Here is a 19,430-nt window from a genome sequence, read left to right on the forward strand (position 1 = left end):
TCTCCTGTGTCGCCGGTCGATCCTGCCTCAGAAATTCACCCGGGCTCCCGCATACACGGTGCGGCCATTATTATAGTAGGCCCGGGGCACATTCTTGTCGCCGACGAAGTAGTAAAGCTTGGAATTGGTGATGTTCTGCGCGTCGAACGACAGGTCGATATGCGGCATCACATGGACCAGCAGCGATCCGTCGAGCTGGCCATAGCCATCCTGCCACATCGGCGTGGAGCGATCGACGCCCGAGCGGAATTTCGAGCGATAGCTGTAGGCGACCCGCAGCGAGAGCAGCTTGTTCTCGAAATAGCCGGTGAGATTGTAGGTCTGCTTGCTGTTGCCGTCGATCGCGCGGTTGCCGCCGTCGATCGGCAGGAGCGCCGACTTGTCCTTCTTGGCATCCGAATAGGTGTAGTTGGCGATGACCCCGAAGCCCCATTTGATCGGCTGCTGCCAGCTGACCTCGACGCCCTTGTTGGTGCCGCCGCCGCCGTTGACCGGCGCGGTCACGTTGAAATTGGCGCCGAGCGGGTGCTGCTGGGTGACGTAGAAGATCGTCGTGCTGTTCGAGGTGATGTAGTTCTGGATATCGAGCGCGAACAGGCCGATCGAGAACAAGGCCTGCGGCGCATAATACCATTCGGCATCGAGATTATACTGCCAGGCGCGATAGGGCTTGAGATGCGGGTTGCCGCCGGCGGTGCCGCTCAGCCCCAGATCGTCGAGGCTGAACGCGCCGGCCAGTTGGGCATAGCCGGGCCGCGACATCACCTTCGCCACCGCGCCGCGCACCAGCATCTTGCTGGTGACATTGTAGGTCAGGTTGGCGCTCGGCAGCACGTCCCAATATTTGCTGCCGTCATCGACCTCGCCGAACTTGCCGAACTGGTTGACGATCGTGATGTCCGGCGCATTCTGCGAATATTGCACGGTGGACAGATCGGTGTGGATCGCGCGGACGCCGACATTGCCGCGCCAGTCGCGATCATTGCCGACCTTGGCCATCGCATAGACCGCGGCATCCTTCTCCTGCACCGAGAAGCTCTGCGGCGGGTAGAAAGCGAACTGCCGGCCGCCATTGGTCGCCAGTTCGGCCAGCACCTTGTCGCGATCGGCGAGCGGATAGGGCGCGGCACCGGCAATGCCGTCGGAATAGTCGCCCGGCGTCATCTGGCCGGAATAGACCGAGCCGAGCGTGCAGGTGCCCGACGTCGCGCAGGTGGTGTTGCCGGCCCAGCTATAGGCCGTGTAATCCAGCGAGCGCTTGTGATCGGTGTAGCGGCCGCCGACCTTGATCGATTTCAGCCAGCCATTGTTGATCGCATATTCCGCATCGAGCTTGGCGTAGAATTCCTTGTCCGGCGAGATGATCTTGCCGCCCCAGCTATAGCTGTAATAATTGTCGAGATAGGCGGCGGACCCGGTGTCGGTGGGCAGATCGGGGAAGCTCAGATCGGCATGCTTGCCGTCGAAGGCATAGCTCATGCCGGTGTGCCAGTAGGTCTCCCACGCCTCGGTGTCGGTGGTGGCGCCCTTGCCCTTGGTATAGCCGATATCGCCTTCCAGCGTCAGCGCGTCGGTCGGCCGCCACTTGGTATCGAGATCGGCATTCCAGGTGGAGGAATAAGCGGTGCGGAAGATATCGTCCTGCACCTTGCCGTTCACCGGCGTGCCGTCGGCGGTGGTGCCGCCCCACGAGGCGGAGGTGAGGTAGGTGTTGCCGTCCTTGGCCTTGTAGGTGGTGTAGTCGCCCAGCGTGTAGCCCGGCGTGCCCGGCGTCGAATTGGCGCCGATCACGTTCGACACCCATGCCATGCTGTTCACATTGACGTTGTTGGCGTCCATCCGGGTGTAGAGGCCGGTGAGGTTCACCTCCAGCCGGTCGCTCGGCTTCCACTGGGCGGCGAAATTGCCGCCCTTGCGGATGCGCTGCTGGGTGAAATAGGCGTTGCCGATCAGCGTCGGATAATCGACCGTCTGGCCGGTGCCGTTGAAGTTGGAAGCGGCGGCATACCCGAGGAATTCCTGGCCATCGCGGCGGAAATCGCGCTTTTCGTAGAAGCCGGAGACCAGCACGCCGAACGTGCCGGTCTCGTTCTTCCAGCTGGCGACGCCCGAGAATTGCGGCTGCCAGCCGCCGGCGAGATCATTGTGGACGCCCTGCCCGGTCAGGCTGATCGTGCCCGACTTCATGTCGAGCGGGCGGCGGGTGTGGACGTTGATCGTGCCGCCGACGCCGCCTTCGGGCAGGTCGGCCTCGGACGATTTATAGACCTCCAGGCTGCCGACGATTTCGGACGGCAGCATCGAGAAGTTGAAGCTGCGCCCGCCATTCTGCTGGTCGAGCACGAACCAGTCGCCGGTGGCGATGCCATGGCCGTCGAGCAAAGTGAGGTTGAGGTTGGGATCGGTGCCGCGGATCGAGACCGACTGGTTCTCGCCGAAGCCACCGGCATTGGCCGAGCCGGTGACGACGTTGACGCCGGTGAGGCGGCCGAGCGAGTCGGCGACGTTCTTGTCCGGGAACTTGCCGATGTCCTGCGCGGTGATGACCTCGGACACCATGTCCGACTTGCGCTTCTGATCGAGCGAGGCCTGGATCGAGGCGCGGATGCCGGTGACGATGATCTCGTCGCTCTTCGCCGGGCTCGGCTGGCTCGTATCGGACGGTGCCACATCCTGCGCCACCGCCGGCATCGCCGTTGCGAGGGCGGCCAGGCTGGCCGAAATCGTCCACAGCGTCTTGCTTGCTCCCACCATGTCCCGTTTCCCCTTTTTAAGGGCGGAGACCAGTCCAATATAAGACCACGCCTCGGCGCCCTACCCCGTGCCCGCGCTAGAATTGGCTTCTGCTCCGGGCCTCTGACGCAATAAGGGCGCGATCGTCATCGGATTGCAATACCAAAAATGACTCCAATCGAATCTTTTCGGTCTTTCGGTATTGTATTGGTATCTATCGTCGTGCATGACGACGCCCATCCAAGGAGAGGATATGTTCGTAGAGCGGGTGGGAATGCTGAAGGAGGGCGACAGCGCGCCGCTGTACCTTCGCTTGCAGCGCGTGCTCCGGGACGCGATCGAGCGGCAGGTGCTGCAGCCCGACGAGGCGCTGCCGCCGGAGCGCGATCTGGCCGAGGCCTATAATGTCTCGCGCGTCACCGTCCGCAAGGCGCTGGACGGGCTGGTCGATGCGCGGCTGCTGACGCGGCGGCAGGGGGCGGGCACCTTCGTCGCCACAAGGGTCGAGAAGAATTTCGCGACCATCTCCTCCTTCACCGAGGATATGGAGAGCCGGGGCCGGCGCCCGTCGAGCGCCTGGCTGTCGCGCTCCGAAGGCGTGGTCAGTCCCGAGGAGGCGATGGCGCTCGGGCTCAGCCCCGGCAGCGCGGTCTATCGCTTCTCGCGCATCCGCTATGCCGACGACATCTCGATGGCGCTGGAATATACCACCGTCCCGGCCGCCTCGCTGCCGTCGCTCGATACCGTCGACACCTCGCTCTATGCGGCGCTCGGCACGGCGCGCCCGGTGCGCGTGCTCCAGCGCCTGCGCGCGGTGCTGTTCACCGCCGAGCAGGCCGCGCTGCTCCACATCGCCGAGCGCGCCGCAGGGCTGCTGATCGAGCGCCGGGGCTTCGCCGCGGACGGGCGCACGGTGGAGTTCACCCAATCCTATTATCGCGGCGATTCCTATGATTTCGTGGCCGAGCTTCAGGCCGCGCCACAATGAACCGAACCGGAGTATCGACTTGACCGAGCCTGCCGCGCCGCGCGCCGACGCCACCCTGATGTTCCACGAGGCGAGCGAGGCCGGCGCGGTCGTCCGGCGTCAGGTCGCCCGCAATCGCCCGGCGATGCAGGCGCTGGGCGAACGGCTGCGGGCGCTGCGCCCCGTCGCCGTCGCCACGCTCGCCCGCGGCAGTTCGGACAATGCCACCACCTTCGGCCGTTACCTGATCGAGACCCATGCCGGTGTCCTCACCGGATCGGCGGCGCCTTCGATCACGTCGGTCTACGATGCCGCGCCACAGATGGCGGGCACGGTGATGATTGCCATCTCCCAATCCGGCCGCAGCCCCGATCTGGTCGCGGCAGCCGAAGCCGCGAAGGCGCGCGGCGCGCTGCTGGTCGCGCTGGTCAATGACGAGACATCGCCGCTGTTCGCCGCCGCCGATGTCGCCATTCCGCTCTGCGCAGGGCCGGAACGCAGCGTCGCGGCGACCAAATCCTTCGTCGCGTCGCTCTCCGCCCTGCTCCACCTGATCGCCGCATGGACCGAGGCGCCGGCGCTGGCCGCCGCGCTGGCGGCGCTGCCCGATACGCTCGATCGGGCCTGGGCGCTCGACTGGTCGCCGGCGCTGCCGGTGCTGGCCGAGGCGCACAGCGTCTATGTCGTCGGCCGCGGCCATGGCTATGGCATCGCGCAGGAGGCCGCGCTCAAGATCAAGGAGACCTGCGGGCTCCATGCCGAGTCGTTCAGCGCCGCCGAGGTCCGCCACGGGCCGATGGCGCTGGTGGAGAATGGCTTCCCGGTGCTGCTGCTCGGCCAGCAGGACGAGTCGCTGGACAGCGTCGTGGCGCTCGCCACCGAATTCGGCGCGCGTGACGCCGCACTGATGACGGCCGGGCTGCCGGCCGGCACGCAGGGCCTCGCTTTGCCCGCGATCGAGGCCGATCCGGTGATCCAGCCGATCCTGCTGATCGAGAGTTTCTACAGGCTCGCCAATGCGCTATCGATCGCGCGCGGCCGCGATCCGGATCGCCCTCCCCATCTCGCCAAGGTGACCGAAACGCTGTGATGGAGACCGCGCTCGTCAATGCCCGCGTGCTGCTGCCCCAGGGGCTGCGCGAGGGGCTGTCCGTCACCATCGCCGACGGGCAGATTCGCTCCGTCTCGTCCGAACCGCCGGCCGGTGCCGCGATCGTCGATGGCGGCGGCGCCATGCTGCTGCCGGGCTTCATCGATACGCAGGTGAATGGCGGCGGCGGCGTGCTGTTCAACGACGCGCCGACCGTCGAGACGATCGCCACCATCGCCCAGGCCCATCGCCGCTTCGGCACGACCGGGCTGCTGCCGACCCTGATCAGCGACGATCTCGCGGTCGTCGCCGCCGCGATCCGTGCGGTCGACGAGGCGATCGAGGCCGGCGTGCCGGGCATCCTCGGCATCCATATCGAGGGGCCATTCCTCAGTGTCGCGCGGCGCGGCATCCACGATGCCGGCCGCCTGCGCCGCATCGACCAGGACGCCATCGCGCTGCTCGGCTCGGCCAGGCATGGCCGGACGCTGGTGACGCTGGCGCCCGAATGCGTCGAACCCGGCGACGTCTCCGCACTGGTCGCGGCCGGCGTGATCGTCGCGGCGGGGCATAGCGAGGCCGATTACGACACGGTCCGCCACGCGATCGGCGAGGGGCTGAGCGGCTTCACCCATTTGTTCAACGCGATGTCGCCGCTGGCCAACCGCGCGCCGGGGATGACCGGCGCGGCGTTGGAGGACGACCGCACCACCGCCGGCCTGATCGTGGACGGCCATCACGTCCATCCGGCGGTGATCCGCATCGCGCTCAAGGCCAAGGGCCATGAGCGGCTGATGCTCGTCACCGATGCGATGGCGCTGACCGGCGTGGACGACGATCATTTCCTCCTCCAGGGCCGCAAGATCATGCGCGACGGCGATCGGCTGGTCGATGCGAAGGGCACGCTGGCCGGATCGACGCTGACGATGACCGCCGCCGTTTCCAACATGATCGCCCAGACCGGCATCGATCTGCGCCGCGCGGTGGCGATGGCGTCGGCCACCCCGGCCGTCTTCCTCGGCATCGCCGATCGCACCGGCGCGATCGCCCCGGGCTTGTCGGCGGACCTCATATTGGTGGACGATGACTGGCAGGTGAAACGGAGCTGGATCGCGGGGCGCGAAGCGGCCTGACAGCCGGCGCGAAGCCAGTTGCGGGGCCAGTTGCGGGGTCGAGTTGCAGGAGACATCATGCGCGCCATTCGAGAGATAGAGGGCGTCGACCGGGATCGCTTCGCGCGCGAGATCCTGCCCTCCGGTCGTCCGGCGGTGCTGCGCGGGCTGGCCGCCGAGTGGCCGGCGGTGCGCGCCGCCGCCCGGCCCGGCGGCGTCGCGGGCTATCTCGCAGCGTTCGGGGCGGGCTCGGCCTGCGAGATGATCGTCGGCCCGCCCGCGATCGAGGGTCGGCTCTTCTACGACGCCGACATGACCGGCCTCAACTTCACGCGCGAGCCGGGCTCACTCGGCCAGTTATTGAGCCGCCTCGCCGACGCCGCCCTTGCCTCCGCGCCGCCCACGCTCGCGGTGCAATCGCTGGACGCGCGCGCGTCGCTGCCCGGTTTCGCCGAGGAAAACGGGATCGACCTGATCGATCCGGCCATCGGCCCGCGCCTGTGGATCGGCAATCGCGTGGTCGTCGCCACCCATCAGGACATGATGGAGAATATCGCGGTGGTGGTCGCCGGTCGCCGCCGCTTCACCCTGTTCCCGCCCGAACAGGCCGGCAACCTCGCCATCGGCCCGCTCGAATTCACGCCGGCCGGCACCCCCGTCAGCCTGGTCGATGCCGAGGCACCCGACCTCGCCCGCTTCCCGCGCTTCGCCGCCGCGCTGGCGCAGGCCGAGACCGCCGAGCTGGCGCCGGGCGACGCGATCTTCATCCCCTATATGTGGTGGCATCATGTCCGCTCGCTGGACGCCTTCAACCTGCTCGCCAACTATTGGTGGAGCACCACGCCCCCGGCCCAGCCCGGCCTCGCCCCGATCGACGCGCTGGTCCATGCCCGGCTGGCGATCGGCGACCTGCCCGAACGGCAGCGGGCGGCGTGGCGGGCGATGTTCGAACTGGCGGTGTTCGACGGCGACTGCGCACACATCCCGCCCGCCCGCCGGGGCATTCGAGGCGCGATGACGGAGGCGGCCAAGGCCCGGCTGCGGCGCCAATTGGGCCAGTTGATGGCCCGCTGAGGCAGCGGACGGAAAATCTCGAACGAAAGGATCGGCTTTTCCGCCCTTGCACGAGGGGAGCATCCGCCCCAAGTGGGCGCCATGCTCATCGAGACCGAAACGACGCCCAACCCGTCGACGCTCAAATTCCTCCCCGGCCAGGCCGTGATGGAGTCAGGCACCCGCGATTTCGCGTCGCCGGAAGAGGCCGAGGCCTCGCCGCTGGCGGAGGCCCTGTTCTCGCTGGGCGACGTCGAAGGCGTGTTCTTCGGGCGCGAATTCGTCTCGGTCACCGCCGCGCCGGGATCGGACTGGCGCGATCTCAAGCCGCAGGTGCTGGGCGTGCTGCTCGATCATTATGCCGGCGGCGCGCCGCTGTTCCGCGAGACCGCCGGTAACGGCATCGCGGTCGATGGCGACGACGGCGCGTTCGAGGCCGATCCCGAGGATGCCGACATCGTCGACCAGATCAAGGATCTGATCGACACCCGCGTCCGCCCGGCAGTGGCCAAGGACGGCGGCGACATCGTCTATCGCGGTTTCCAGAAGGGCACCGTCTATCTGGCGATGCATGGCGCCTGCTCGGGCTGCCCCTCCTCCACGGCGACGCTGAAGCAGGGCATCGAGCAGCTTCTGAAGCATTATGTGCCGGAAGTGACCGACGTCCGCGCGATCTGAGCCTGCCCAAGCCCACGCGATCTGATTTCCATGACAGGAGCCCCCATGACGCTCGATGATGCCGGCCTCGATCTGATCTTCCGCAAGGCGCGCAGCTATAATGGCTATACCGATGCGCCGGTCAGCACCGCCGATCTGGAAGCGATCTGGGAGTTGATGAAGTGCGGCCCGACCGCCGCCAACACCGAGCCGGCCCGTATCGTCTGGTGTACGACCCCCGAGTCGAAGGAAAAGCTGGCCCTGGTCGCGTCGCCCGCCAACGCCGACAAGATCCGCAACGCGCCGGCCACCGCGATCGTCGGCATGGACATGGAATTCTACGAGAAGCTGCCGAAGCTCTTCCCGCATGTCGATGCCCGGCCCTGGTTCGTCGGCAACGCCGCGATGATCGAGTCGAGCGCCTTCCGCAATTCCACCCTGCAGGGCGCCTATCTGATTGTCGCCGCGCGCGCGCTCGGCTTCGATGTCGGCCCGATGTCGGGTTTCGACAATGCCGCCGTGGACGCCGCCTTCTTCGCGGGCACCCCGGTGCGCTCGAACTTCATCTGCACGCTCGGCCATGGCGAGCCGGCGACCGTCTTCGAGCGATTGCCGCGACTTGACTTCGAGGAAGCCAACTCCATCGTCTGAACCGATGATCCTGACGATCGATACGGCAACGGCGGCCTGCTCGGTCGCGCTGATCGGCGGCGACGGCCTGCACTCGGCGGCCCGTGCCGTGGTCGGGCGCGGCCACGCCGAACGGCTGGTGCCGATGGTGCAGGATTTGCTGGCGGATGCGGGTGGCGTGACGCCCGGGGCGATCCTGGTCGATTGCGGGCCGGGCAGCTTCACCGGCGTCCGCGTCGGGCTGGCCGCCGCGATCGGCATGGGCATGGGCTGGGGCGTGCCGGTGTCGGGCTGCTCGTCCACCGCGCTGATCGCCGTCGCCCGCTTCGCCGCCGATCCGGCGCTGGCGGCCATCGCCGTCGCGCTGACCGGTGGCCATGGCGAGTTGTTCGTCCAGCAATTCACCGCGCATCCCTTCGCGGCGACCTGCGATCTCGTCTCGCTGCCGCCGGCCGAGGCCGCGCTGTTCGCGTCCGAGCCGATCGTCGCCGGATCGGGTGCCGAGGCGCTGGTCGCCGCGCGCGGGCATGGCGAGGCGATCGATATCCTGCCGGACGCCGCCGATGCGGCGCTGCTGCCCGCCGATTTCCGCAGCTTCGAGCCCAAGCCGATCTACGGACGTCCACCCGACGCGAAGCCGAAGGCGGCATGAGCAGCCTGCCCTCCACCCGTCTCGATCTCGTCGTCGGCAGCACCGCCGATCTCGATGAGGTGATGGTGACGATGCAGGCGGCGTTCGATCCCAGCTTCGGCGAGGCATGGACCCGCAGCCAATGCTCCGGCATCCTCAGCCTGGCCGGCGTGTGGCTGCTGATCGCCCGTCATGACGGCGCCGCGGCCGGCTTCGCCCTCTCCCGTTCGGTGGCCGACGAGGCGGAGCTGCTGCTGCTCGCGGTGCCGCCGGCACAGCGCCGCCTGGGAGTCGCCAGCGCGATGCTGGAGGCCGTCGGAACCGAGGCGCGCGCGCGGGGCGCCCGGCGAATCCATCTGGAGATGCGCGACGGCAATCCCGCAATACATCTCTACAACGGCGCAGGTTTCCGCGAAGTCGGCAGGAGAGGACATTATTATCGCGGCAAGGACGGAACGCCTTTCGATGCGATCACATTGGCTTGTCCATTAGTGCCGCCAAGTCCCCTCTGAGTCGGCGAGGAAGCGCCTTGCGCTGACCGCGATCATCCGACAGAGCCGAGACGGTTCATCCCCCGGGGGCCAGTGTATAGCGCCCCTTTAGTATAAGGTGCATTGCCATGTCCGAGGTCATCGACCTGAACGAGACCCTGATCACGCTGACCGCCGACATCGTTTCGGCCCATGTCAGCAACAACAGCGTTTCGGTCAATGACGTGCCGGGTCTCATCCAGAATGTTCACGGCGCGCTGGCCCAGCTTGGCGGCGCGGCGCCGGAACCGGAAGTGAAGCAGGAGCCGGCCGTTTCGGTGCGCGCCTCGATCAAGCCCGATTATATCGTCTGCCTGGAGGACGGGAAGAAGCTGAAGATGCTCAAGCGGCATCTCGCCACCCATTACCAGCTGACCCCGGAACAGTATCGCGCCAAGTGGAACCTGCCGGCCGACTATCCGATGGTCGCCCCCAACTATGCCGAGCAGCGCCGCAGCCTGGCCAAGAAGATCGGCCTCGGCACCCGCAGCCGCAAGTAATCGCCCGAACGGGAAGTGCGAGCGTTTCGCGCTTCCCGTCCCGCGTTTCAGCCCCTACATCTCCGCCCATGCGCAAGATTGATCTTGAGGCGCTGTGCGCCGAGAAGGGCCTCCGTATCACCGAGCAGCGGCGCGTCATCGCCCGCGTGCTCTCCGAGGCCGAAGACCATCCCGATGTCGAGGAGGTGCATGTCCGCTCCTCGGCGATCGATCCCGGCATCTCGATCGCCACGGTGTACCGCACCGTGCGTCTGTTCGAGGAAGCCGGCATCCTCGAACGCCATGATTTCGGCGATGGCCGCTCGCGCTACGAAGCCGCGCCCGAAACCCATCATGACCATCTGATCGACGTCGAGAGCGGCCGCGTCATCGAATTCGTCGACGAAGAGGTCGAGCTGCTCCAGAAGCGCATCGCCGAGAAGCTGGGATACCGCCTCGTCGATCACCGCATGGAGCTGTACGGCGTTCCGTTGAACCGCAAGGACTGACGGCAAGCCATGCGTGCCCGGGGCCGGCTGGCGCTGATCGTGGCGCTGCTGGCCATCCATCTGCCATTGCACGGGCTGTGGCGGCTGTTCGGCCGGCGCTCGCCCTGGCCGCGCCGCTTCCTCGGCCGCACCGCCTGGGCGGCGGGCGTCGATGTCCGCATCGTCGGGCACCCGCTGACCCGCGACGTGCTGTTCGTCGCCAATCATCTCAGCTGGCTCGACATCCTGATCATCGCCGGCGCCACCGGCGCGCGCTTCATCGCCAAGGACGAGGTGCGCGGCTGGCCGGCGATCGGGTGGCTCGCCGGGCTCAACGACACGGTCTATGTCGCGCGCGCCGAGCGCGGGCAGGTGCATGAACAGGCCGACCGGGTGCGATCCGCGCTGGCCGAGCATATCCCCGTCACCCTCTTCCCCGAAGGCCGGACGGGCCATGGCGAGACCCTCGAACCGTTCCGCGCCTCGCTGCTGGCCGCGCTGCTGCCGCCGATGCCGGGCGTGAAGCTTCAGCCGATCGTGCTGGATTATGGTGCCGAGGCGCGGCTGATCGCCTGGCCCGACGAGAATGCGACCGGGTTCGAGGCGATGCGGATCATGGCGCTGCCCGGCCGCCGCAAGGTGGTGCTGCGCTGCCTCGCCCCGATCGATCCGGTGGCGCTGCCCGATCGCAAGGCGCTCGCCGCCACCGCCCGCGCCGAAATGTGCGCGGCGCTTGGCGAGTCCGCCCCACAGGCTGTATAGGCGCCCGCCATGTCCTCGCGCCCCGCTCCCAAGACCTTCGCGGTCAAGTCCTTCGGCTGCCAGATGAACGTCTATGACGGCGAACGCATGGCCGAACTGCTCGCCGCGCAGGGCATGAGCGCGGCCGGCGACGGCGAGGCCGCCGATCTGGTCGTGCTCAACACCTGCCACATCCGTGAACGGGCGGCCGAGAAGGTCTATTCGGATATCGGCCGGATCGTGAAGGGCGCACGCGAGCAAGGCCGCGACAAGCCGCTGATCGCGGTCGCCGGCTGCGTCGCCCAGGCCGAGGGCGCCGAGATCCCGGTGCGGGCCAAGGCGGTGGACATCGTCGTCGGCCCGCAGGCCTATCACAACCTGCCCGCGCTGGTGGCGGACGCCGCCGCCGGCCGCACCGCGCTCGATACCGACATGCCGGCGATCATGAAGTTCGGCAGCCTGCCCGCGCGCCGCAAGGTCGGCCCGTCGGCCTTCCTCACCGTGCAGGAAGGCTGCGACAAATTCTGCACCTATTGCGTCGTGCCCTATACGCGCGGCGCCGAGGTGTCGCGGCCGTGGGGCGAGGTGGTCGACGAGGCGAAGGCGCTGGTCGATGCCGGCGCGCGCGAGATCACGCTGCTCGGCCAGAACGTCAACGCCTGGACCGGCGAGGACGACAAGGGCCACATGCAGGGCCTCGACGGGCTGATCCGGCTGCTCGACCGGCTGCCGGGGCTGGAGCGCATCCGCTACATGACCAGCCACCCCAACGACATGACCCAGGCGCTGATCGACGCGCATGGCGACGTCGAGGCGCTGATGCCGTTCCTCCATCTGCCGGTGCAGGCCGGATCGGATCGCATCCTGAAGGCGATGAACCGCAGCCACAGCGCCGATTCCTATCTGCGCATCCTCGATCGCGTCCGTGCCGTGCGGCCGGACATCGCGCTGTCGGGGGATTTCATCGTCGGCTTCCCCGGCGAGACCGAGGCGGATTTCCAGGCGACGCTCGATCTGGTCGGCAAGGTCGGCCACGCGCAGGCGTTCAGCTTCAAATATTCGCCCCGCCCCGGCACGCCGGCCGCGACGATGGCCGACCAGGTCGATCCACTGGCGATGGACGAGCGGCTCCAGCGCCTGCAAGCCCTGATCAACGACCAGCAGCACGCCTTCAACCGCGCCACGCTCGGTGCGCTCACCCATGTGCTGATCGATCGCAAGGGCAAGCTGCCGGGCCAGATGCTGGGCAAGTCCCCCTGGCTGCAATCGGTCCATCTCCAGACCGACGCGCCGATCGGCACGATGGTCGATGTCGAGATCGTCAGCGCCGGCCCCAACAGCATCGGCGCGGTGGAGCGGATTCCGGCAGCGGCGTGACCCGACTCTGAAGATGATGTATCGTCGCCGTCTTCCGACCGTCAGGGAGATGGACATGCGCCGACTCGTGCTCTTGGCCCCGCTGTTGATCGCCGCCGCACCCCCGCAGGATAACGCCGACATCGGCAAAGGCTGCATCAGCAACCGGCCACAACCGGCGGCCGGCAATGGCCCGACATCGCTCCACCGGCTCGACACGCTGCCACCGGCGAACCTGATTCTCGCCGTCGTGCGATCGGTCGATGGATGTCAGAAGCCGGTGATCACCCGCTACGGGATCGGCGGGAACCCGGCCGCGCTCGGCGGATAAGCCCTCAGGCGGCGGCTTCGAGCTGGCCGACCAGCGCGGCGAAGCGCGCGTCGAGCTGCTCGGCATGGGCGCGCACCGACAGGCCGATCTGGCGGGTCGATCCCGCGGTCTCGGCGACATGGTCGAGCGCTGCCGAGATCGCACCGATCGCCTCGTCCGAATTGCGGGCATTCTCGGCGATCCCGCTCGAGCTGCGCTGGATCGCGTCGACCGCCTCGCTCTGCTGGTGCGCCGTTGCGGCGGCGCCGGCCACGGCCGCGACCAGCGCCGCCATGATCCCGTCGACCGCATCGACCAGCGCCACCGTCTCGCGCGCGGCCGAGGCGACGCCGTCGACCCGGCCCTTGATCGCCGAGGTGGTGTGGCCGGCCTGCTGGGCCAGCCCCTTCACCTCGCCCGCCACCACCGCGAAGCCCTTGCCCGCGTCGCCGGCGCGCGCCGCCTCGATCGTGGCGTTGAGCGCGAGCAGGTTGGTCTGGTCGCTGATCTGGCCGATCAGGTTCGCCGCCTCGCGGATCAGGTCGACATTGCGGATGAGGTTGCCGTTGGTGCCGCGCGCCCGCGCCGATTGCTGGCTGGCGTCGGCCGCCGCGAGATGGGCCCGTTCGGAGGCCGAACCGATTTCCGCGATCGAGGCGGAGAGTTCGTGCAGCGTCTCGAAGATCGCCTGCGAGGCCAGGCTGGCATCGTGCGAGCGATCGCGGATCGCCCCGGCCTGCTGCTGCTGGTGGGCGATGATCGACAGGGTGGTGTCGGCGCTGCGCTCCAGCGCGCTCGCCGAATGGATCAGTTCGCCGACCACGCTGGCCAGCGAGCGCTTGAGCTCTTCGGCGATCCGGCGCTGGCTGTCGCGCAGCTGGGCCTCGTGGCTCGCCCGGTCCTCGATCTCGCGCCGGGCGAGATGATCGGCCCGCTGGCGCGCATCCTCGGCCTCGGCCAGCGCGCGCTCGGTGCGCCGGGCATTATCCTCCGCGCGGATCGTCTCGGTGCGGGCGCTGGCGATGCTCTCCTCCAGCTTGGTGCGGGAGCGCAACAGCAGGCGCAGCATCCAGAAAGAGGTGAACAGGAAGGCGGCGCCGACTCCGAGCAACACCGGCAGGATGCCGCGCAGGGCATCGCCGCCGGCGGTCGAGAGCGGCCAGGCCAGCGTGCCCATCGCCACCCCGTTCACATCCCTGACCAGCAGGCTGCTGGCGCCGTCGCCGCCCGCCTCGCTCCAGCCGAGGCTGCGCAGGCCGAAGGCGTCCTGCCACGCCGCCAGCACATTGGCATCCAGCGGACGGACGAACACGATGTAGCGCAGCGGCCCGATCGGATGCGGCCGGAGCAATGGCAGGATCGGCATCGCCGACAGCACCGCCGGACGGCCCTCGTAGCGGATCGAAAAGGCGAGCCCGGTCTTCATCCGCCGGGCCTGGTCCTGCGTGTGCGGGAGCCGCGCCGTCAGCGCGGCCACGCCTTCGGCGCCGATCGCGGAGGCCAGCGGGGTCGCCACGCCCTTCGCATTCGGCCGGCACGACCACAGCATCCTGCCCTGATCGTCGATGATGTAGCTGTACATCGGGTAGGACAGGTTGCTGCGCGCCCATTCCACATCGAGATTGCCATAGAGATGATCGACGGCATCGTCCCAATGCGCGGTCGAGAAGGTCGAATCGGCGAGCGTCCGGGCTTCGCGCTTGAGCGCGCCGGATACCAGCGCGTGCATCGTCGCGGCATCGTTGCGGTTGGCGCGATCGACCAGCGACATCACCACCAGGGCGGCGCCGACGAAGGCCAGCAGGATCAGCGTCAGCAACGGTGCCAGTGCGCCCACCTCGCGCTTGTCGCGATCCAGCCCGAATCCGCTCAAGATGTCATGCAATCGACGCAAGGCCACTCCTCCCTACCGTCTCGGTATCGCAAAATGGTTAGAAGGCGATTAAGCAGAGGCGAGGCAAACTGTGGCCGCCCTGCATCGTGGCGCGCGCTTTGCATCCCGTGGTCTGCACGATGCCGCTCGAACCATCTAGCTTTTGTCCTCGTCACGGCCCACCTTCTGCCGGAACTCGAATCTCGAAAGGATCGAATGAGCCGCAAGCCCGTACCCGCGCAGGCCGGTGACAAGGCCCGCATCGAAGTGGTGTTCGACAAGCCCCAGCTGCTCGGCCGACTGTTCGGCGAATATGACCAGAATCTGATCGCGATCGAGAGCCGGCTCGGCGTCTACATCTCGGCCCGCGGCAACAAGCTGGTGATCGAGGGCTTCGCCGACCAGATCGCCCGCGCCCGCGACGTGCTCACCGGGCTCTACAACCGCATCGTCCAGGGCCAGGAGATCGACAGCGGCGCGGTGGAAGCCGTGATCGCGATGTCGAACGAGCCGGTGCTCGACGGCATCATCCGCCAGGATGTCAGCCAGCCGCCGGCGGTGATGATCCGCACCCGCAAGAAGACGATCGTGCCGCGATCGGCCACCCAGATCCGCTACATGGAGGCGCTGGCGCGTGACGAGATCGTGTTCGCGCTCGGGCCGGCGGGCACCGGCAAGACCTATGTCGCGGTGGCCCAGGCGGTGCAGATGCTGATGGCGGGCCAGGTCGACCGGCTGATCCTGTCGCGCCCCGCGGTCGAGGCCGGCGAGCGGCTCGGCTTCCTGCCCGGCGACATGAAGGAGAAGGTCGATCCCTATCTCCGCCCGCTCTACGACGCGCTCTACGACATGCTGCCGGCCGAGCAGGTCGAGCGGCGGATCACGTCGGGCGAGATCGAGATCGCGCCGATCGCCTTCATGCGCGGCCGCACGCTGTCCGACGCCTTCATCATCCTCGACGAGGCGCAGAACACCACGCCGGCGCAGATGAAGATGTTCCTCACCCGTTTCGGCATGAACAGCCGGATGGTGGTGTGCGGCGATCCCCGCCAGATCGATCTGCCCGAGATCGGCAAATCGGGCCTCGCCGACGCGGTCGCCAAGCTGGAGGGCATCCCCGGCATGGCGATGATCCGCTTCGGCGCCGCCGACGTCGTCCGCCACCCGCTGGTCGGCAAGATCGTGCAGGCCTATGAAGGGCCGGATGATGCGTGACGCGCTGCGGGCGCTTGGTTTTACCCTATACGCAATGATGTGGTGTGGTTCAGCCGTGATCCTCTGGCTTATGTGGCTATTTAGGCATGGCTTTGCAGGGATCGATGGTGGGCCACTCACTCCGGCAGGCTTCGAACTCGTCGTTTGCTGCTCCGTCATCGTAGTGGCACCGATCATGATTTTAGTCTTTCGGTCGATAAGATATCGCTTCTACGGGACCACTGATGCTGCAAGTTGAAACCGATGCCGAGGGCTGGCCCGAATCCGAGCGCTGGCAGGCGATCGCCGACAAGGCGGTGCGCGCCGCGATCGCGCATTCGCCCGACGCGCGCTTCCTGACCGAGCCGGTGCTGGTCGAGGTCTCGGTCAAGTTCACCTCCGACGAGGAGGTCCACACCCTCAACCGCGACTATCGCCAGAAGGACAAGCCGACCAACGTGCTCTCCTTCCCGATGGTGCAGGAGGATCTGCTCGACGCGATCGACCAGAATAGCGACGATGGCGAGGTGCTGCTCGGCGACATCGTGCTCGCCCACGGCGTCTGCGTGCGCGAGGCGGCGGAGAAGGGCGTCAGCGTCGAGGCGCACGCCACCCATCTCGTCGTCCACGGCACCTTCCATCTGCTCGGCTACGACCACATGACCGACGCCGATGCCGAGGAGATGGAGCAGGCCGAGCGCGACGCGCTGGCCAGCCTCGGGATCGAGGATCCCTACGCGATCGAGGATTGAGGCGCCCGCAAATCCGGCCGGGTGACGGAAACCTGCTCGACGCGCGCCGTCCCCGCCCCTAAACTCACGATCGCAACATCAGGGGTCCATCACCACCACCATGCCCGACGATTCCAGTAGAAGCCCCGCCGGCAACGGCGGGAATTTGTGGTCCGGCCTGCGCCATCTGATCTTCGGCGACGGCAACGAACCCACCCTCCGCGATCAGATCGAGGAGGCGATCGAGGAGCATGAGGGCGATGCCCCCAATGCGCTCGATCTTTCGCCGGTCGAGCGGCTGATGCTCCGCAACCTGCTGGAATTCGGCGAGCGGCGCGTCCGCGACGTCGCCGTGCCGCGCGGCGACATCATCGCGATCGACGAGGAGGCGAGCTTCGAGGATCTAGTCAAGCTGTTCGCCGAGGCCGGCCATTCGCGCCTGCCGGTCTATCGCGAGACGCTGGATACCGTCACCGGCATGATCCACGTCAAGGACGTGTTCGCGATCCTCGCCGGCACCGCGCCGAAGCCGGAGAGCATCTCCGCGCTGATCCGCGAGCCGCGCTACGTGCCGGAAGCGATGGGGGTGATCGAGCTGCTCGCCGAAATGCGCGCGACCCAGACCCATCTCGCCATCGTCATCGACGAATTTTCAGGCACCGAGGGCCTCGTCACGATCGAGGATCTGGTCGAGGAGATCGTCGGCGACATCGAGGACGAGCATGATGAGGCGCCGACCCAGCTGCTGATTCCGCTCGATGACGGCGCCTGGGACGCGGATGCGCGCGCCGAGCTGGAGGACGTCGCCGAGACGATCGATCCGCTGCTGGGCGAGACCGACGAGCCGATCGACACGCTCGGCGGCCTGGCGGCGTGGATCGCGGATCGCATCCCGCAGGTCGGCGACATGCTCCATCACGACAGCGGCTGGACGCTCGAGGTGACCGACGGCGATCACCGCCGGGTCACGAGGCTGCGGCTGCACCCGCCCGTCCCCGCGCCGGCGTCGGAGGAATAGGACGGCCGTCATTCGGTGTTCCGTCCGCACTGAGCGTGTCAAAGCCTCCCCGCACGCTGTGCCTAGGGCACGCACTTCGACAAGCTCAGTGCGAACGGGTTTGGATTTCGCACGACCCAGCAGGCCGTTCGTCCTGAGCCCGTCGAAGGACGTGCCCCAGGCGCAACGTGCGTGGCACGTCCCCTTTGACAGGCGCAGGGCGAATGGCAGGACGTCGCGACGCCCTCTCCGTTCGTGCCGAGCGCAGTCGCGGTACGGCGGGCGGTGCGCGTGAGGCGGTCCCCTTATGCGCGCCGGAGGCACAGACCAGAAAATGGCTCCAATTGCCGGCACATTCGTTACACTGACGGTGCGGCGACAGACCGCATGATCAGGAGAGCCAATATGAAGCGCCGCCTCGTCTCCCTCGCCTCCGTCGTCGCCTTTGCCCCGCTCGCCTTCGTCCTCACCGGCTGCGGCGACAAGGCGACGCAGAACCTCGCCGCCGGCGAAGGCCCGCACCCCGATCTGGTGCCGGAGGTCCACAAGCTCCTCCCCACCGTGAACATCGCCAAGATCATCGGCTGGCAAGGCAACCAGACGCCGACCCCAGCCACCGGGCTGGCCGTCGCCGCCTTCGCCCGCGGCCTCGATCATCCGCGCTGGCTGCTGGTGCTGCCCAATGGCGACGTGCTGGTCGCCGAAACCAACGCCCCGCCCAAGCCCGACGACAGCCAGGGCATCAAGGGCATCTTCGAGAAGCTGGCGCTCAAGCGGGCCGGCGGCGCCTCGCCGAGCCCGAACCGCATCACCCTGCTGCGCGACACCGACGGCGACGGCGTGGCCGACCAGCGCACCACCTTGATCAGCGGGCTGAACTCGCCGTTCGGCATGGCGCTGGTGGGCGACACGCTCTACGTCGCCGACACCGATGCGCTGCTCGCCTTTCCCTACAAGGCGGGCGAAACCACCATCGCCGACAAGCCGCGCAAGGTGACCGACCTGCCGGGCGGCCCGATCAACCATCACTGGACCAAGAACGTCATCGCCTCGCCGGACGGATCGAAGCTGTACGTCACCATCGGCTCCAACTCGAACGTCGACGATCGCGGCATCGCCGCCGAGAAGGATCGCGCGATGATCTGGGAGGTCGATCCCAAGACCGGCGCCCACACCGTCTATGCGGCCGGCATCCGCAATCCCAACGGCATGGGCTGGGCGTCCGACGGCAAGCTCTGGACGGTCGCCAACGAACGCGACGAGCTCGGCTCCGATCTGGTGCCCGATTACCTGACTTCGGTGCAGCCGGGCGGCTTCTACGGCTGGCCGTGGCGCTATTGGGGCAGCCATGTCGACAAGCGGGTGAAGGACCCCGCCCCCGCTTATGTCGACGATACGCTGACCCCCGATTATGCGCTCGGCGCGCATACCGCCTCGCTCGGCCTCGTTTTCTCCAGCGGCCAGCACGTCTCCCCGGCTTTCGCCGACGGCGTGTTCGTCGGCCAGCATGGATCGTGGAACCGCAACCCGGCGTCCGGCTATCGCGTGATCTTCGTGCCCTTCGCCCATGGCAAGCCGACCGGCGCCAAGCCGATCGACGTGCTGACCGGTTTTCTCGCCCCGGACGGCCAGGAAACGCATGGCCGGCCGGTCGGCGTCGCGATCGACAAGGGTGGCGCGCTGCTGGTGGCGGACGATGGCGGCAACACCGTCTGGCGGGTCACCGGCGCGCCGATGCCGGCACCGATCCGCACCGCCATGCGTTGAGGCGGAATAGGCTTGCGCGGGAATGAACGCGCGCCTCAGCGCCGGTTCAGCCGGGCAGGCCTAGAAGGCATGTCACTGAGATCAACCAAGA

At 67.6% G+C, this 19,430-nt stretch carries 19 protein-coding genes; 17 read left to right on the forward strand and 2 right to left on the reverse strand.

Going from position 1 to position 19,430, the window contains the following annotated elements:
* Positions 1-27: 27 nt before the first annotated feature.
* On the reverse strand, positions 28-2,754 hold the full coding sequence (locus PBT88_RS17080) for a TonB-dependent receptor (protein WP_270076507.1): 2,727 nt from the start codon (positions 2,752-2,754) through the stop codon (positions 28-30).
* A gap of 205 nt (positions 2,755-2,959) precedes the next feature.
* Between PBT88_RS17080 and PBT88_RS17085 the strand changes: the two genes are divergently transcribed.
* From PBT88_RS17085 to PBT88_RS17145, 13 genes are all read left to right on the forward strand, one after another.
* Complete coding sequence (locus PBT88_RS17085) at positions 2,960-3,721, forward strand: GntR family transcriptional regulator (protein WP_407696473.1); 762 nt, start codon at positions 2,960-2,962, stop codon at positions 3,719-3,721.
* 58 nt (positions 3,722-3,779) lie between these two features.
* Positions 3,780-4,790, forward strand: a complete 1,011-nt coding sequence (locus tag PBT88_RS17090) for an SIS domain-containing protein (RefSeq protein ID WP_407696569.1) — start codon at positions 3,780-3,782, stop codon at positions 4,788-4,790.
* The gene (gene nagA / locus PBT88_RS17095; RefSeq protein ID WP_270076509.1) at positions 4,790-5,923 is read left to right on the forward strand and encodes an N-acetylglucosamine-6-phosphate deacetylase; all 1,134 of its coding nucleotides are present in this window, start codon (positions 4,790-4,792) and stop codon (positions 5,921-5,923) included. The genes PBT88_RS17090 and nagA overlap by 1 nt, the downstream gene beginning before the upstream one ends.
* Positions 5,924-5,980: 57 nt before the next feature.
* Positions 5,981-6,976, forward strand: a complete 996-nt coding sequence (locus PBT88_RS17100) for a cupin-like domain-containing protein (protein WP_270076510.1) — start codon at positions 5,981-5,983, stop codon at positions 6,974-6,976.
* 81 nt (positions 6,977-7,057) lie between these two features.
* The gene (locus tag PBT88_RS17105) at positions 7,058-7,633 is read left to right on the forward strand and encodes a NifU family protein (protein WP_270076511.1); all 576 of its coding nucleotides are present in this window, start codon (positions 7,058-7,060) and stop codon (positions 7,631-7,633) included.
* 45 nt (positions 7,634-7,678) lie between these two features.
* Positions 7,679-8,263, forward strand: a complete 585-nt coding sequence (locus PBT88_RS17110; protein ID WP_270076512.1) for a malonic semialdehyde reductase — start codon at positions 7,679-7,681, stop codon at positions 8,261-8,263.
* A 4-nt stretch (positions 8,264-8,267) separates the two neighbouring features.
* Positions 8,268-8,894 (forward strand): tRNA (adenosine(37)-N6)-threonylcarbamoyltransferase complex dimerization subunit type 1 TsaB, encoded by a 627-nt coding sequence (tsaB, locus tag PBT88_RS17115; RefSeq protein ID WP_270076513.1) that lies wholly within the window; start codon positions 8,268-8,270, stop codon positions 8,892-8,894.
* Entirely contained in the window at positions 8,891-9,385 is a 495-nt protein-coding gene (locus PBT88_RS17120) for a GNAT family N-acetyltransferase (RefSeq protein ID WP_270076514.1), read from the forward strand. Before tsaB ends, PBT88_RS17120 begins: the two co-directional genes overlap by 4 nt.
* A gap of 107 nt (positions 9,386-9,492) precedes the next feature.
* On the forward strand, positions 9,493-9,903 hold the full coding sequence (locus PBT88_RS17125) for a MucR family transcriptional regulator (RefSeq protein WP_270076515.1): 411 nt from the start codon (positions 9,493-9,495) through the stop codon (positions 9,901-9,903).
* A 68-nt stretch (positions 9,904-9,971) separates the two neighbouring features.
* Positions 9,972-10,391 carry a Fur family transcriptional regulator gene (locus PBT88_RS17130; RefSeq protein ID WP_270076516.1) on the forward strand — a complete coding sequence of 140 codons (420 nt, stop codon included), beginning with the start codon at positions 9,972-9,974 and terminating at the stop codon, positions 10,389-10,391.
* Between the two features lie 9 nt (positions 10,392-10,400).
* On the forward strand, positions 10,401-11,132 hold the full coding sequence (locus PBT88_RS17135; protein WP_270076517.1) for a lysophospholipid acyltransferase family protein: 732 nt from the start codon (positions 10,401-10,403) through the stop codon (positions 11,130-11,132).
* Positions 11,133-11,141: 9 nt separating this feature from the next.
* Complete coding sequence (miaB, locus tag PBT88_RS17140; RefSeq protein ID WP_270076518.1) at positions 11,142-12,488, forward strand: tRNA (N6-isopentenyl adenosine(37)-C2)-methylthiotransferase MiaB; 1,347 nt, start codon at positions 11,142-11,144, stop codon at positions 12,486-12,488.
* A gap of 55 nt (positions 12,489-12,543) precedes the next feature.
* The gene (locus PBT88_RS17145; RefSeq protein WP_270076519.1) at positions 12,544-12,798 is read left to right on the forward strand and encodes a hypothetical protein; all 255 of its coding nucleotides are present in this window, start codon (positions 12,544-12,546) and stop codon (positions 12,796-12,798) included.
* 4 nt (positions 12,799-12,802) lie between these two features.
* Here the strand turns inward: PBT88_RS17145 and PBT88_RS17150 are convergent, their stop codons facing one another.
* Positions 12,803-14,650, reverse strand: coding sequence for a methyl-accepting chemotaxis protein (locus PBT88_RS17150; RefSeq protein ID WP_270076520.1), 1,848 nt, complete (start codon positions 14,648-14,650; stop codon positions 12,803-12,805).
* A gap of 216 nt (positions 14,651-14,866) precedes the next feature.
* Here PBT88_RS17150 and PBT88_RS17155 point away from each other — a divergent pair, with 216 nt between their 5' ends.
* The 4 genes from PBT88_RS17155 (at position 14,867) to PBT88_RS17170 (ending at position 19,339) form a co-directional block, all read left to right on the forward strand.
* A complete protein-coding gene (locus PBT88_RS17155; protein WP_270076521.1) occupies positions 14,867-15,865 on the forward strand; it encodes a PhoH family protein in 999 nt (332 codons plus the stop codon).
* A 224-nt stretch (positions 15,866-16,089) separates the two neighbouring features.
* A complete protein-coding gene (gene ybeY, locus PBT88_RS17160) occupies positions 16,090-16,596 on the forward strand; it encodes an rRNA maturation RNase YbeY (protein ID WP_270076522.1) in 507 nt (168 codons plus the stop codon).
* Between the two features lie 100 nt (positions 16,597-16,696).
* Positions 16,697-17,593: a hemolysin family protein gene (locus PBT88_RS17165; RefSeq protein WP_270076523.1), complete on the forward strand. Its 897-nt coding sequence runs from the start codon at positions 16,697-16,699 to the stop codon at positions 17,591-17,593.
* 384 nt (positions 17,594-17,977) lie between these two features.
* On the forward strand, positions 17,978-19,339 hold the full coding sequence (locus PBT88_RS17170) for a PQQ-dependent sugar dehydrogenase (RefSeq protein ID WP_270076524.1): 1,362 nt from the start codon (positions 17,978-17,980) through the stop codon (positions 19,337-19,339).
* Positions 19,340-19,430: the final 91 nt, after the last annotated feature.

It is taken from the genome of Sphingomonas abietis (assembly GCF_027625475.1).
GTDB lineage: Bacteria > Pseudomonadota > Alphaproteobacteria > Sphingomonadales > Sphingomonadaceae > Solisphingomonas > Solisphingomonas abietis.